General features: G+C 50.1%; 13 protein-coding genes. 2 read left to right on the top strand and 11 right to left on the bottom strand.

Annotated features, from left to right (window positions below; translation table 11 throughout):
- Positions 1-64: 64 nt before the first annotated feature.
- Positions 65-511 carry an Lrp/AsnC family transcriptional regulator gene (locus QMO62_RS09765; protein WP_284640709.1) on the top strand — a complete coding sequence of 149 codons (447 nt, stop codon included), beginning with the start codon at positions 65-67 and terminating at the stop codon, positions 509-511.
- 95 nt (positions 512-606) lie between these two features.
- Here the strand turns inward: QMO62_RS09765 and QMO62_RS09770 are convergent, their stop codons facing one another.
- The 9 genes from QMO62_RS09770 to nirB all read right to left on the bottom strand — a co-directional run bounded on the left by QMO62_RS09770 (position 607) and on the right by nirB (position 12,309).
- The gene (locus tag QMO62_RS09770) at positions 607-1,656 is read right to left on the bottom strand and encodes an aldo/keto reductase (RefSeq protein ID WP_284640710.1); all 1,050 of its coding nucleotides are present in this window, start codon (positions 1,654-1,656) and stop codon (positions 607-609) included.
- A gap of 367 nt (positions 1,657-2,023) precedes the next feature.
- Positions 2,024-2,464: a MarR family winged helix-turn-helix transcriptional regulator gene (locus QMO62_RS09775; RefSeq protein WP_284640711.1), complete on the bottom strand. Its 441-nt coding sequence runs from the start codon at positions 2,462-2,464 to the stop codon at positions 2,024-2,026.
- Positions 2,465-2,631: 167 nt separating this feature from the next.
- A complete protein-coding gene (locus QMO62_RS09780) occupies positions 2,632-4,362 on the bottom strand; it encodes a hypothetical protein (protein ID WP_284640712.1) in 1,731 nt (576 codons plus the stop codon).
- 67 nt (positions 4,363-4,429) lie between these two features.
- Positions 4,430-6,064, bottom strand: coding sequence for a DHA2 family efflux MFS transporter permease subunit (locus QMO62_RS09785; protein ID WP_284640713.1), 1,635 nt, complete (start codon positions 6,062-6,064; stop codon positions 4,430-4,432).
- Positions 6,065-6,075: 11 nt separating this feature from the next.
- The gene (locus tag QMO62_RS09790; protein WP_284640714.1) at positions 6,076-7,404 is read right to left on the bottom strand and encodes an efflux RND transporter periplasmic adaptor subunit; all 1,329 of its coding nucleotides are present in this window, start codon (positions 7,402-7,404) and stop codon (positions 6,076-6,078) included.
- 13 nt (positions 7,405-7,417) lie between these two features.
- On the bottom strand, positions 7,418-8,086 hold the full coding sequence (locus QMO62_RS09795; protein ID WP_284640716.1) for an HlyD family secretion protein: 669 nt from the start codon (positions 8,084-8,086) through the stop codon (positions 7,418-7,420).
- A gap of 567 nt (positions 8,087-8,653) precedes the next feature.
- Entirely contained in the window at positions 8,654-9,472 is an 819-nt protein-coding gene (locus tag QMO62_RS09800; RefSeq protein WP_284640718.1) for a formate/nitrite transporter family protein, read from the bottom strand.
- Positions 9,473-9,499: 27 nt separating this feature from the next.
- Positions 9,500-9,838 (bottom strand): nitrite reductase small subunit NirD, encoded by a 339-nt coding sequence (gene nirD, locus QMO62_RS09805; protein ID WP_284640719.1) that lies wholly within the window; start codon positions 9,836-9,838, stop codon positions 9,500-9,502.
- Between the two features lie 38 nt (positions 9,839-9,876).
- Entirely contained in the window at positions 9,877-12,309 is a 2,433-nt protein-coding gene (nirB, locus tag QMO62_RS09810; protein ID WP_284640721.1) for a nitrite reductase large subunit NirB, read from the bottom strand.
- 358 nt (positions 12,310-12,667) lie between these two features.
- On the opposite strand from nirB, the gene cobA reads away from it, so the two are divergent.
- Entirely contained in the window at positions 12,668-13,441 is a 774-nt protein-coding gene (cobA, locus tag QMO62_RS09815) for a uroporphyrinogen-III C-methyltransferase (protein WP_284640723.1), read from the top strand.
- Between the two features lie 50 nt (positions 13,442-13,491).
- On the opposite strand, the gene QMO62_RS09820 is transcribed toward cobA, so the two are convergent.
- Together QMO62_RS09820 and QMO62_RS09825 are read right to left on the bottom strand one after the other, a co-directional pair.
- Positions 13,492-13,821: a branched-chain amino acid transporter permease gene (locus tag QMO62_RS09820; RefSeq protein WP_284640725.1), complete on the bottom strand. Its 330-nt coding sequence runs from the start codon at positions 13,819-13,821 to the stop codon at positions 13,492-13,494.
- Positions 13,812-14,528: an AzlC family ABC transporter permease gene (locus QMO62_RS09825; protein WP_284640727.1), complete on the bottom strand. Its 717-nt coding sequence runs from the start codon at positions 14,526-14,528 to the stop codon at positions 13,812-13,814. Before QMO62_RS09825 ends, QMO62_RS09820 begins: the two co-directional genes overlap by 10 nt.
- Positions 14,529-14,548 lie beyond the last annotated feature (20 nt).

Genomic DNA, 14,548 nt, shown 5'->3' on the forward strand with positions numbered 1-14,548 from the left:
GTCCTTTAAATTTTGAATATTTTTTGTTAGCATTTATTACATATTGAAATCAAGGGGCAAGAGCATGGACAAAATCGATATTTCGTTGTTGGAAATTTTGCAGGAAGATGCGCGCATTACCGTGAGCGAGTTGTCCAAGAAACTGTCGCTGAGCAGACCGAGTATCACGGAGCGGCTGCACCGCCTGCAGGAAAAAGGGGTTATCGTGGGATTCTCGGCGCGTGTATCGCCGGAAGCCTGCGGAAGGAATACGCTGCTATTTATCCAAATCAGCGATTTAAAAATTCCTGCAAAACAATGGGAGAACATGATTGTGGCGGAACAGGACGTGCTGGAGTGCCATCGGGTAACCGGACACATCGGTTATGTTATCAAGGCTGCCGTAAACGGCATGGATGGCCTTCGAGTGCTTGTGGATCGGCTAATGCAATACAGTAATTACGTGAACACGTCCGTTATCCTGACGTCCCCGGTTTCCTACCGTCCCATTCTCCCAACCAAGGAAGAATAAATAAGTCATATACTCACTTAAACCATGAACGTTGAAAAAGCGGAAGCACTCCTCAAATAGCCAACGGCATTCGAAGGAGTGCTTCTTGTCTCGAACTATCTTATTCGATTGTGAAACCGATTCTCATAGTAGTCCGGACTGCTTCCGAGCTTGGCAAGCACCGGCTCGCTGATTCGATTCAACCGATCCATCACATCACGTTCCAGCTTCAAGGACGCAGCAGCGGCATTCAGCTCCAGCTGAGCTGCATTGCGGGAGCCCACGATCGTTGTTGTAATCCCGCTGTTAGCGACAGCCCAGGCAAGACAAAGGGCCGACATCGTTACATTCAGCTCAGCGGCAATCATTCGAACCTCGTTCAGCACTTTATGGATCTCGACCTCGGCTCCTTCTTCTCCATGGCGGCTCCCTGTTCCCCGACTGTGATGAAAATGCCTGGATCTCGCCTGCATAGGCTTCACTGACGAAAGCTCGTTATGCTCCCCTGTCAGTACACCTTGCTGCAAGGGCATATATCCGATCACGCCTATTCCTTGATTCACACAATAGGGCAGGATCGTTTCTTCGATGGCACGGGATATCAAATTATAAGGCAGCTCATTGGAAACCACCTCTACCCCCGTTGCTTGAACCTCCATCATTTGCTCAACACCATGGTTGCTGATCCCGATATAACGGATTTTCCCCTCCCGTTGCAGCTCCTGAAGGGTAAAGAAAACCTCCTCTACCGTAGGAGGACTTTGAATCAAGTCACTGCTTGAGGAAAAGTGTTGAATCGATAAGGGTGAAATCGGCCAATGCAGCATGTAAAGGTCGATATAGTCGGTCTGTAAACGCTTGAGACTCGCCTCGCAGCCCTCTCGCAGCAAATCAGGTCTTGCGTTGGCCGTATTGATTTTGCTTCCGATGACCGCTTCGTGCCTGCGCCCCTTAAGCGAGATGCCCAGCGAAATTTCACTTTCACCGTTATTATAGACTTCCGCCGTGTCGAAGTAATTGATCCCCCGGTCCAGTGCATGATGTACTACTTCATCTACATCCTTTTGACTTTGGGCTCCCCAATAATCCCCTCCCCCGTATTGCCAGCAGCCCATACCAAGTACACTAAGCTGAAGCTCCGATGTTCCAAGTCTGCGAACCTTCATCCTGCGCCCCCCAAATCCGATTTACGTTAATTCGTTTCCACTAGTATCATTAATCACACATATGATAGATAAATGGACTTCCGTAGCCACAACTCGGACAAATTTCCTTTGACAAATTGTCTGATAATTCGTACAATTATTCCATAGCAAACGAATGAAAGATTCTATCTACTAGGAGCTGGTTCACATGACACATGTAAAAGAAATAGTCAAAGGTATGCTGTTCGGGATGGTTTCGATCGGTGCACTGCCTTTTCTCCTAGTGCGTACTTTTCTTGAAAATACGCTGTAAGCGGTATGGAAGAGCTGTCTCCGGGCAGCTTTTTTTGTTTTCCAAGAAAACGCATCCAAATGAAAGTAGAGAGAGTTACTTCTCTTCTGCAACCTTCTTCTCCAATCTCTCGCTTAGAAGATGTAACGATTGCAGCATCCGATCCAGCTCTGCAGGCTCTAACCCTTCCAGAACAGAGCTGTAGAAGCGTTGCTGATGTTCGAACAAAGACACTTTGATTTGCTCCAGCTGTTCCGTTTTTTGAATCCAGGTAACACGGCGATCCTCCTTGTCGCGAACGCGCCGAATCCAGCCGTCCCGCTCCAGCCGATCGATGATTCCGGATACGGTGCTATAAGAAAGATGCATGGCTTCCGTGATCTGTCCGATCGTTTTCGGTCCGTAGGATATTTCCGAAATGCACAACATCTGGGGTTTCGTCAGCTTAAATTCCTTGAGAAAAATTTTCTCCATCGTAGCCGTATACGAGCGGCTTAGCTTCATTGTTGCCAAGCTGATGGGCAGTGCTTGCTCCATGGTATGCCCTCCGTCATAGCTTTCTGCAATTGTTCTGTTCAAACTATATCATACATATTTTGGGCCGCCAACTGGCGGGAAAGTCCACTAGCGTTTTACCCCGTTCTTCTGTAAAAAAAGGCAGCCGTCTTATACGTAGTAAGCAACGGCTGCCCTAATACAGTTCATTATTGCTGCAAAGTTTTGACAAAACGCTTCGCTTCCCCATCCGGAGTTTCAAAGGTTTCATAGAGCTTTACGGTGAGCGGATATTCTACTTGCTCTGTCCGAATATTGCTGATGTTAATCGTCTGCGTCCCGTCAATCAGCTTGTTCGGGCCGTTGAACGGAACCGTTTGGGAACCGAGTACCCGTCCGAGGCTATCCTGCAGCTCAATTTTCAGCTTCGAAAATCCTTGATCCGTAACTACATCGTCCTCCGAGGTTAAGGAGAGATTCATTCTCAGCTTATAAGAATAGGACAGCGCTTGACCGGCATTCGTATATGCGCCTAAGAACCAGTCATGCAGCTTCACGCTGTACGGATAGAACATCATGACGTCGCTGTCGTTTGTAGTCGTAATGCCGGTTTTCACCGCGGCAATCGTAGTTTTGTAAGGCGCCGCCGTCACCGCATCGAGCAAATGAATACCGAGCTGTTCGCTATGCTCCGACTTCGGAAGGGCAAATGCATAACTGACGACATGGCTTAGTCTCGGCATGAGATTGGCCGGAGCCGTTGTTTGCCTTGAACCGGCATACCGGGCTCCGTCTCCGCCGGAGATCTCTGCCTGGAATACCGGCAGCGGGATCGTCCGATCGCTAAGGTTGGTCAGCTTGAACTTAGCTACAACGGTTTGGTACCCATCGCCGTCGTTCTCGTGCCGCTGAAGGTCGACAAGCGAAACCTCCGTCTGCGCATCGATGATCCGGTTGAGCGGATCGAACGCAATGGGTGTCCGTGGCGCGTAATCGGCAAGCGAGGCTCCCGCGGTCGCCCCTCCGGCAGGTGCCAGGACCTTCAGCCGGCCCGTGTCGAAGGAAAGCGGCTGAACCGCCTGTCCTTGCCGGGCAGCAGGGACAAAGACATCCGTTGTCATCAAGATGAGCCCGGACAGCTCGGTATCATTGTTGACGGGAATCGCGTAATGAATGTACTTCTTCTCGCCAGCCGCCAACGTAAGTACGCCTTGCTCCACTCGCTGTCCGGCAAAGATCTGCGCTTCCGCCTTCCCGTCCATACGGAAGCCGGGAATGGTTTCCGTCATGGAGGAAGGATTCTCTGCCAGCAGCGTAAGCAGCATGGAAGCCCCCTTCGCATCATTTACCTTGCTTAAGCTGACCGGCGTATACCGCAAGGGGGATAAGGAGGCAGGGATGCCAAAGGATGTCCCCCAATCGATGATTTGGGAATCATCCGTCAAATCCCCCACCGCAGCGTTCCATACACGACCGGTAACGGGTATGGTGAGAAGCGCGGTCTCTTTTTTCGGATACACAAAATCATCCACCTCGACGAAGGCCAGTTCGCTCACGGACAGGTTATCCGAACGCGAGATCGTCGCTGCATAAGTTACATCCGCCGTTGCTTTCGCTTGGATGGAAGGGTCATTCGCGCTGCTGGCCTTCAAGGTGTATACCGCCCCGTCCGAGGTCCGTAAACGCAATTCGTAATCGGGCACCCTTTTTTCCGTAATTTCGTCGTTATATAGCCTAACGATGACGCCAATCCGCGTCTCCTCGGACAGTTTGTTAATCGATATTCCTTTTACCTCTGCTCTTACTGTGCCTGTTAAAGAATACGTGCTTACCGCCGAAACGGTAGAGCCTGCACCGGAGTCAGCCCATGCCGGGGCGTGGAAGGTTGCCGTTATTGCTATGGATAGGGCCAGTACGGCCGCCTGCTTGCCAAATTTCATCTTGATGTCTCCTCTCATATCTAACCTTTCTCCTCTGTTATGAATCTATGTCCGATGCTTTGTTCCGCTACCCGGTAACCCCGACTTCCTGCTTCACAGGCGCAGGAGCTTTGAGCTCGTCTTTCGCCGGGACCAAATCTTCTTCCTGGAGCACTTCAGGTGCCGCCTTCTTCCGATCACGTAACAGGAGCACGACGGGAATGCACAGAAACGCCGGAATCGCGGAAATAAAGAACGTATCCGCAATCGCACGGGTCAGCGCCTCCCTTTGGATAAAGCCCATCAGGTAGGAAGTCGCCGCACCTGTTGCCGTCGCCATATCCACCGAGCCTTGATAAAGCGCCCCGGCGATGGAGGATATCGTATCCTGCGCCACGGTGGAATCCGCCGGCACACTTTCGATAATGTGCTGCGTGTGAACGGTTTGGCGGCTGCCCATGATGGCGGTAAATATGGCGATCCCCATAGAGCCCGCTACCTGCCTGCAAACGTTGGACAGAGGCGAGGCATTGCCGATCTGCTCCTTCGGAATGCTCATCATTCCGGCGGTGGTGAGCGGCATCATACATAGACCGATGCCAATCGCCCGGATCGTCAGTAGGGATTCCGTCCAATAACGCGGCGTTTCGGTCGTCAGCATGTGAAAGTCTACCGTAGTGATTCCAAGAATGAGGAGTCCGGCAATGCCTACGGATATACCGAACCGGTCAAACAATTTACCGCTGATCGCCATCATGATGGCCATGACGATCGACTGTGGCAGCAGCACCAGTCCCGTCTGCACGGCGGTCATGGACTGAACGTTCTGCAAATACAGCGGCGTCAAAAACATCCCGCCCAGCATCCCCATCTGCACCAGACTGGATGCAATGACACTAACCGTAAAGCGAACATTCTTGAAGATCCGGATATCCATTACCGGCTGCTTAACGCCAAGCTCAACCCAAACAAGAAGCAGCAGGCTGGCGGCAGACACGAATAACAGACTGGCGATGAACGGTGAGGTCCAGCCCTCCGACTGCCCTTTACTCAAGGCGAGCAGAAGCGAACCGAAGAACGTAATGGAAAATAGCGAGCCCAGCGTATCGAATTTCAGCCCCTGCTGCCTGGCGGATTCCTGAAGCAGGATTCTGCCCATGATCACAGCGAAAATACCGATCGGTACATTAATAAAGAAAAGCCAGCGCCAGCTGTAGTACTGGATCATGTAACCGCCCAGCGTCGGTCCGAGAGCCGGAGCAACCATCGCGGCCACACCCCATAAACCGATAGCGGTCCCCGTCTTCTCCCGCGGAAACGTCGAATATATAATCGACATGCCGATCGGCATAATAAATCCGCCGGCCAACCCCTGAATAATCCGAAACAAGATTAAGGAAAAATCACTCCATGCCATTCCGCATAGGGCCGACCCGACGGTAAAGCCCGCTACGGAGTAAAGAAAAACGGTTTTATTGCCGAAACGCGCCCCCAAATAGCCGCTCATAGGAATCACAACGGCGGAGGATAACATAAAGCCGGTAATTACCCATTGGATGGTCTGAACATCGGAGCCGAATACGGCAACGAATTTCGTAAGAGCTACGTTCATCAAGCTGCTGTTGAGGACGGAAACAAACGTCCCGAGGACAATGGCGATCAGCCCCAGCCACATTCCCTTGTCGGAAGCTTCATTGGCCGGACGAACTGCGGATTCGGTCATACGAAGACCTCCTATTCCGTTCTCAAGGCTGCGCCGTCCGACGTGGCGGGATCCGGATTCACAACAATTTCTTGTCCGGCAGCCAGATGGGCACCTGCCTCCGCGTATACCCAATCCTTGCCTTTTTCCGTGGTCTTCACTTCTACAAGACGAGCGGTCTTGTTATCGGAACGCACGACGTACTCCTTGCCGTCCTTCTTGATAATCGCAGACGCAGGCACCTCCAGCTTGGCAGCGGAAGCGTCCTGAGTATACACCTCGGCGACCATTCCTCCGAACAATTTCCCCTCCTTATTGTCTACGGTCACTTTTACCGGGAAGGTATTGCTGTTGGCATTGGATACCGGGCTAACGAAAGTGATGGTTCCGTTGAACACAGTATCCACGACATTCGGCACTTTGACCTGAACCGGCGTCCCCGTCTTCACCTGTCCGATTTGGGTATCCGCTACGCTCAGCTCGATTTGCACCTGCTTCATATTCACAATGGATAACAGGGGTGTTCCCGGCTGGGCCATCTCGCCCGGCTGGATGCCGCGCTTCACAACCATGCCGTCCGATGGCGCCGTGATCGAAGCGTTATTCAGTGAGCTGTTTGCCAGCTCCAGTACGGAGGTCAACCGGTCTACCTCGGCTTGCATCGCTTTTAACGTATTTTCCGTTGCCCCTTCGCGAGCCAGCTGCAGCTTGGAGCGCGCGGCATCCTCTTGGGCTCCCGCCGCTTTAGCCGCCGCCTGGGCCTGCACGTAGCTCGTTCTTGCCTTTTCATAATTTAAAGTGCCCTGCTCCAGCACTTCTTTCGTTACCGACGAGTTGCTGTCATATTGGTTACGCAGCTGATTGTAGGTCTTCGTCGCCAGGTCGAATCCGGCCTTCGCCTGCTCCACAACCGCCTGAGCCTGCTCATATCCGCCTTCCGCAGCTCGAAGCGCGCTTTCTGCCGCCTGCAGCTCCTGGGACCGCGTACCGTTTCGCGCGTCATCCAATTTCGCTTGAGCTGCAATAACCGCCGATTCCGCCTGCTTGACCTGCTGCAGCAAGTCGGAGGTTTCCAATTGAATCAGGATGTCGCCCTTCTTCACCTCGGCGCCTTCCTGAGCGAGCACCTCCGACACCTTCCCCGCAATTTTGCTCACGATTTTGACTTCTTGATCGGGGGCGATTTTGCCGCCGTAGCCTGAAGCCATTGCCGCTCCGAGCTTCATCAGTCTAACGGGGGCTTGTGCGGCTGAGGCTGTATCAGCCTTCAAATTGCCCGTCGTATTGCAGCCGGTTACCGCCCCGGCCAAGGAAAGCGCCAGTACGGCGGGAAGCCAAATTTTACCTGATGGTTTATTCATGTTCAGCTCTCCTCTACTTTGCACCATTACTCTTTAGGTGAATTTTAATGGTGGTGCTCATCCCCGGTGCCAGCTCCAGACCGAGCTGATCGTCGATCTCAATCTTAATCGGTATACGCTGGGTAACCTTAGTGAAATTTCCACTCGTATTCATGGATGGAAGCAAGGAGAAGGTCGACGCCGTCGCCTTACTTACCTCCTTCACCGTTCCTGTTAAAGTAGCATTAGCGAAGGTGTCCACATGAATATCTACCTTTTGCCCCGGATGTATCCGGTGAATATCGGTTTCTTCAATATTGGCTGATATGTATAATTTGCTGTTGTCCACCACCATCGCTACCGTTTGCCCAGGTGATGCGACCTCGCCCGGCTTCACCATCGTTTTAATTACCGTTCCTTCGATCGGAGACCGAAGCATCGCCTGATCCAGGTTACTGGTGGATAAATTGTTGCTGTCCTGCGAGCCAATGATCTGATTGGACAGCACTTGGTCGCCTTCCTTCACCTGAAGAGAAGTCACTTTGCCGGTAATTCGAGGCATCACGCGATACACATCTCCCGCCAGACGGGAATCCTCCGTCGATATGAAATTCTCCCCCTCATACCAGAAGTAACCGCCGATTCCTCCGCCACCAACGACAATGGCAGCTAAAATGATATACAGAGTCAATTTTCTCTTCATCCTGTTTACTCCTTATCCCTACAATTTAGGCTGTCGTACTTCAGTGCAGAATTCAGACAAACTTTTTCTTGCGCGTTTTTCTTCTTTCCTGGTCCTCCTTATTGAGTTTCAATTGATTTTATTTCGCCAAGGTAAATTTTATACTATTTGATATTTCGCCTTGCGAAATATTTACGTTTGAAATATAGCACACATTTCTTTTAAAAGAAATCCTTAGAAATCGGTAGAAAACACGACAACAGCCAATTTTAAACAAAAAAACGCAAATAATGTGCTGATCTCTTTTGAATACTGGGCTATCCTCTTGAATCGAAGCGAAATAGGGTGCTTCACCCGAAACCTCAGTGGAAAATGAAATGCAGGGCAGGCAGCAGAAAAAGACACCTCTTTCGAGGTGTCCCCACAGGACGTGCTTGGATGAATCGAAGGATGTTACCAGGAACACCACTGTGCTTCGTTCGGAGATTCCGTTACTTCCCAATTCAGAAGTACCGCTATAAATAATGGAATTGTCAGGATGAATTGTATCATGTTCAACACTCCCGTCCGTTTCATAGTAGTGATCCTCTAGGCAGCTTTGGAACGCTGCTTCGCAAGAGTCCGATCTCCCTTGGCATGCGTTATATAAAGCAGAATTCCTGTAAACAGAATCCCGCCGACAAAATTACCGAGCAGCACGGGAAGCTGATTCCATAACCACCAGCCGCTAACGGTTACATGAGCCCCATACATCATACCCGCAGGAATCACAAACATGTTAACGACAGCATGCTCGAAGCCTTGTGCAAAAAAGGTCAGGATCGGCAGCCACATCGCTGCTATTTTCCCTGTAGTTGAGCTTGACGTCATGGCCATAACAACCCCAAGCGTTACCATCCAGTTGCAAAGGACCGCTTTGGCAAACACGGCAATCATGCCGTCAAAACCGAGACTTGAGTAACCGTTTGTTTTCGTTTCCGCCGCTTTCACAATATAGGTAATGACGGCATGCTCCGAATGACCGAAATTCGTAGCCGCCGCATAGAACAAAGCTGCATACACGAGTGATCCGGCCAAATGGCCGACAATAGTCCAGCCGAAATTTTTTAACATCCCGCCTACGGTCGCCCGTTTCTCTAGTACTGCCAAGGGAGCGAGTGCGAAGGAGCCGGTAACCAGCTCCAGCCCCAGTAGAACGATGATGACAAACCCGACGGGGAAAACGAGAGAGCCTATGATGCCGAGCCCTGTTTGAATCGTAGCCGTAAAAGCTAGCGTCGTTGCAAAGGATAAGATGGCTCCGCCCAAAAATCCCCGGATCAATAAATCCTTCACGGAAAGCTTGGTTTTGCCGGCGCCGACCTGCACCATTTGCTCAAGCACTTCCTGAGGCTTCACATAATTCACGGATGCACCCTCCTAACACTCTACTCACTAGGAAGCGATGTTCGCCCCTACCTTCGTCGTATATAGCACGATATTCCCCGTTGCTTCTTCAACCTCGACACGATATGAATTGACGCAGCCTTCATCCGGCGCTTGGACAAGACCGTCGTTCAAGTTGATTTTCCAGTCGTGCAGCGGACAGTACACGTGATGATCACATATGATACCTTCCGACAATTTGCCGTTCTTGTGCGGACACAGGTTTTCAATCGCCCGCAATTCCCCGCCCGTTAATTTAAAAATGGCAATTTCCTTATCCTCAATATAGACGACGCGGGCTCTTCTTTCTTCGATCTCACTTAGATGTCCAATGACATAACGATTCATACCGGTTCCCCCCAACGAAAAGATTCATTATACTCGGACTAGATGGATGTGATTTCAATCGGTTGAAGCACGCCGAAGTTGCGATTCAGCTTCTCTTGTTCAATGATTTCCTTCCAAGGATCTTCAATAAGTCCTGCACTGAATTCATAACGCTCCTTGAGGGCTGCTCTTTCTTCTTGAGCTTCCAATGCCTTCTTCACCGCTTCCAATCCGATTCGCTCAATCCACTTCGACGTGCGCTCATTATAATTTGCGTTCTCACGGTAATATTGGAAGTAAGCCAGCGTCCATTCAATGACCTCTTCCTCCGTTTTCACCTTGACAAGAAGCTCCGCAGGTCTAACATCCGTACCGCCGTTACCGCCTACATAGATTTCCCATCCGCCATCGATCGCAACGACACCGAGATCCTTAATTGTAGCTTCGGCACAGTTCCGCGGGCAACCCGATACGGCCACCTTCGTCTTGGCCGGCGTGCTGATCCGCTCAAGCCGCTTCTCCAGCTCAATGCCCATGCTCATCGAATCCTGCGTTCCGAACCGGCACCACGTAGAGCCTACGCAGGTCTTAACGGCACGTAGTGATTTGCCGTAAGCAAAGCCTGAAGTCATATCAAGCTCATCCCATACTTGAGGTAAATCCTCTTTCTTGATGCCGTATAGCCCGATGCGCTGTGCCCCGGTTATTTTCACCGTCTCGACATTATACTTGACGGCTACATCGGCGATTTTCTTCAGATCCTCGGCCGTCGTCACCCCGCCGTGAATTCTAGGAATGACCGAATACGTTCCGTCCTTTTGGATGTTGCCATGGTTTCTCTCGTTAACGAATCGGGACTCTTTCTCATCCTCGTGCTCCTCCGGCCAGATCATACCAAGATAATAGTTGAGCGCCGGACGACACTTCGAGCAGCCCTCCGGATTGGACCAGCCAAGGACATTCATGACTTCCTTCGAGGTAGTCAATTTCATGCCGCGAATCGCAGTAACGACTTCCTCACGTCCAAGCGCGGTACAACCGCAAATGCCTTCCTTCACAGCGGTAACGCCATCGGCGCCTAAAGCATAGGTGAGCAAATCCGCTACCAGCGGCTTACAGCCGCCGCAGCTGCCTGTCGCCTTGGTACAATACTTGACGTCGCCGACGCTGGTGCAGCCCTTTTCTTCGATAGCCTTAAGAATCGTGCCCTTCGATACCCCGTTACAGCCGCAAACGATCTCATCATTCGGCATGGCCGCTACGAAATCGAGACCGGAGCCGGATTTGCCGCCGGCGCCTTGGGCACCGAGGATGAGCTCCTTCTCCTTACCGGAAATATCTTCGCCATTCCGAATCATGGAGAATAGCTTGGAGCCATCGCTTGTATCGCCGAATAATACCGCACCGATCAGCTTGCCGTTCTGGACGACAATTTTCTTATAAACTCCGTCAAAATCATCCTGAACACGGAACGCCTTTGTTCCCGGAGCATCAACAAACTGTCCGGCTGAAAATACATTCACTCCCGACACCTTCAGCTTCGTGGAGACAACCGATCCCTGATACCCTTCTGAGGATACTCCCGCAAGCCGTTTGGCCAATTCGGCACCTTGCTCGAATAAAGGAGCGACCAAGCCGTACGCGACACCGCGATGCTCAGCGCATTCGCCTACTGCATAAATATTCGGAATATTCGTTTCCATATAATCATTAACGACGATCCCGCGGTTAATCTCCACACCGCTTTCCTTAGCAAGCGATACATTCGGGCGTATGCCGACAGCCATAACCACAAGGTCCGCTTTCACTTCCGTGCCGTCCTTAAAGCGGACTCCCGTTACCCGCTTCGCCCCCAGGATGGAATCCGTATTTTTCTCCAGCAGGAACTGCATTCCCTGACCTTCCAGCTCCGCTTGAAGCATACGAGAAGCCGTTTCATCCAATTGCCGCTCCATTAAGTATCTAAAAATGTGAACGACCGAAACCTCCATATTCAGGTTAAGAAGTCCCCGTGCCGCCTCCAGCCCGAGTAAGCCGCCCCCGATGACTACGGCGCGCTTGTATTTCTTCGCCGCTTCAATCATCGTTTCACAATCGTTGATGTCACGGAATGCGATGACGCCTTCCTTATCCGCGCCGGGCAAAGGAAGCATAAAAGGAAGTGAGCCCGTTGCAATGATAAGATCGTCATAGCTTGCCGATAGACCTTTATCCGTTGTAACTGTCTTCTGCTTCGTATCAATTTTCGTTACCGTCTGTCCGGTATGCAGAGTAATTCCATTCTCCTTGTACCAGCTCCAGTCATTGATAACGATATCGTTAATGCTTGCATCCCCGGCGAGGACGGAAGACAGCAGAATTCGATTATAGTTCGGGTGCGGTTCACTTCCAAATACCGTAATCTCGTATTGATTAGGCACCAGCTTCAGCAGTTGTTCGATTGCGTTAACCCCAGCCATACCGTTACCGATAAGAATCAGCTTTTTCTTCATAACAACCTTCCTCTCATGTTACATATTCGCACATAAACCAAACAATTTCCTGCATCTTCGATTTATATGTTATGTTTGATGACATTTCTTGTTTTTAACTATAACTCACAAAACACGACAAATCAACCCGTTGAATTTAATTTTTGTTATCGATTTTATTTATCGGCACCAATAAATACGAACGTTTGTCTATTTATAGTTATATTTGTTCGCCTTTTCTTTAGTTCAAATAGCTATTTTCAAAAAATGTATTGAAACAAACGAACATCTCCTTTATAGTGAAAACCAATAGCCTATGTCACTAATCATGACATGATAGCTTGGCTTACATTTTCGATTACTTTAAGGAGGGTTCGACATGCAGCACGCGGGAAAAGTTTTTTTTGTAGGTGCCGGACCCGGTGATCCGAAATTAATTACGGTGAAAGGGCTTGAGTGCATCCAGAGCTCGGATGTCATTATTTATGACCGGTTGGCGAACCCGGAGCTCCTTACCTATGCGAAATCCGGCGCGGAGCTGATCTACTGCGGGAAAAGCCCGAACGACCATACGATGAAGCAGGAAGAGATTAATGAAATCATTCTGAGTAAAGCGCTGGAGGGGAACACGGTTACCCGCTTGAAAGGGGGCGACCCTTGCGTATTCGGTCGCATTAATGAGGAAATCGAAGCGCTTAATGCAAGCTCAGTCAAATACGAAATCGTACCGGGGATCACAGCCGGTATCGCAGCGCCCGCTTATGCCGGCATAACGGTTACTCAGCGTAAGGTAGCGACCTCCTTTACCATGGTTACCGGTCATCTTTGTCATGGAAATACCATATCGCCGGAAAAATGGTCCGCTCTCGCTACAGGCATTGATACGATTGCTTTCTATATGGGCATTAAAAATATTCAATATATTTGCGACCAATTAATCACCTATGGAAGGAAGCCTGACACTCCGGTGGCGATCATCTCATGGGGAACTACGAAGGATCAGCAAACCGTGATCGGGACGCTGCAGACCATTCCGCAGCTGAGTGAATTCAACCGGATTGCCAATCCGGCCATCATATTAGTCGGCGACGTAGTCCATATGCAGTCCCGGCTGGAATGGTTTCAGCCCGGTTCGCCTATGGAAGCATGGTAAAACAGCAAAATCCACTCCCGAGCCGAAGCCAATGGAGTGGATTTTGGGGGTTATATCACTTGAATCAAAACCATATAAACAAAAGTGCCGCTTGCTATGGATAAAAACATATTCCTTTTCCAGACATGCAGAATGCTAACTATGGTAATCGCGAACAACTCGGGTACACCATGGTGGCCGGATAACAAATTGACATCTTTGATACTATAGATAACCAATAATCCTATAGCCGCCGAGGGCAATACTTTGCCGAGATACTTCACATAAGCCGGAGTCGGCCGGCCTGAAGGAAAAATAAGAAATGGAATAAATCTGGTCATCATGGTTCCCAGAATGACCATTCCAATCGTGATCATTTGCTCTGCTAACGTCATTGACATGTGCTTTCACCTGTTTTCTGTTCTAGCTGTTTCCTCGTCAAGGTAAGTATCAAGAGAATGCCGATCATGGCGGGGAGGACAAAGCTGCTCTGAAACAGGATAAGGCATAGCAATGATAATCCCAAACCCAGCAGTGCACTGTGATGCGCCTTCTCTCTTGACCATTGTTCAATAAAAATGACGACAAATAGCGCTGTCATAACAAACTCAAGACCCTCCAATTGGAAATGCACCAGCGATCCGAATAGACCGCCAAGACAAGCCCCAACCACCCAGTAGCCATGATTCAGTGCAGTGACGAAGAACATGTACCATCCCTTATTCACCTCCTGCGGTATCGCGGCTGTGTAATTGATGGAGAAAGATTCATCGCACATCCCAAATATCAGATAAAACTTTTTTCGTCCTGTCCCTCTATACTTTTCAAGCATGGATATCCCATAAAAAAGATGACGTGCGTTCACCAGTAAGGTGAGGAACAGCGCGCCTAACGGATGAAAAGCACCAAGCAAAAGCTGGACGGCGACAAATTCCATCGTACCGGCGAAAATAAGCAGGCTCATTAGAAAAGAATACCCCACTCCAAAACCCGACACATTCATATAGATGCCATAAGCGATCCCCAGGAATAAAAAACCGGTTAAAATGGGGACAGTAGAGGGAAAGGCTGTACGAAATGCCAATTGTATTTCTTTTTTGTTAATCATAGGTAGCTTGCATCTCCTCA

This window comes from Paenibacillus silviterrae, assembly GCF_030167925.1.
In the GTDB taxonomy this organism is placed as follows: Bacteria; Bacillota; Bacilli; order Paenibacillales; family NBRC-103111; genus Paenibacillus_G; species Paenibacillus_G silviterrae.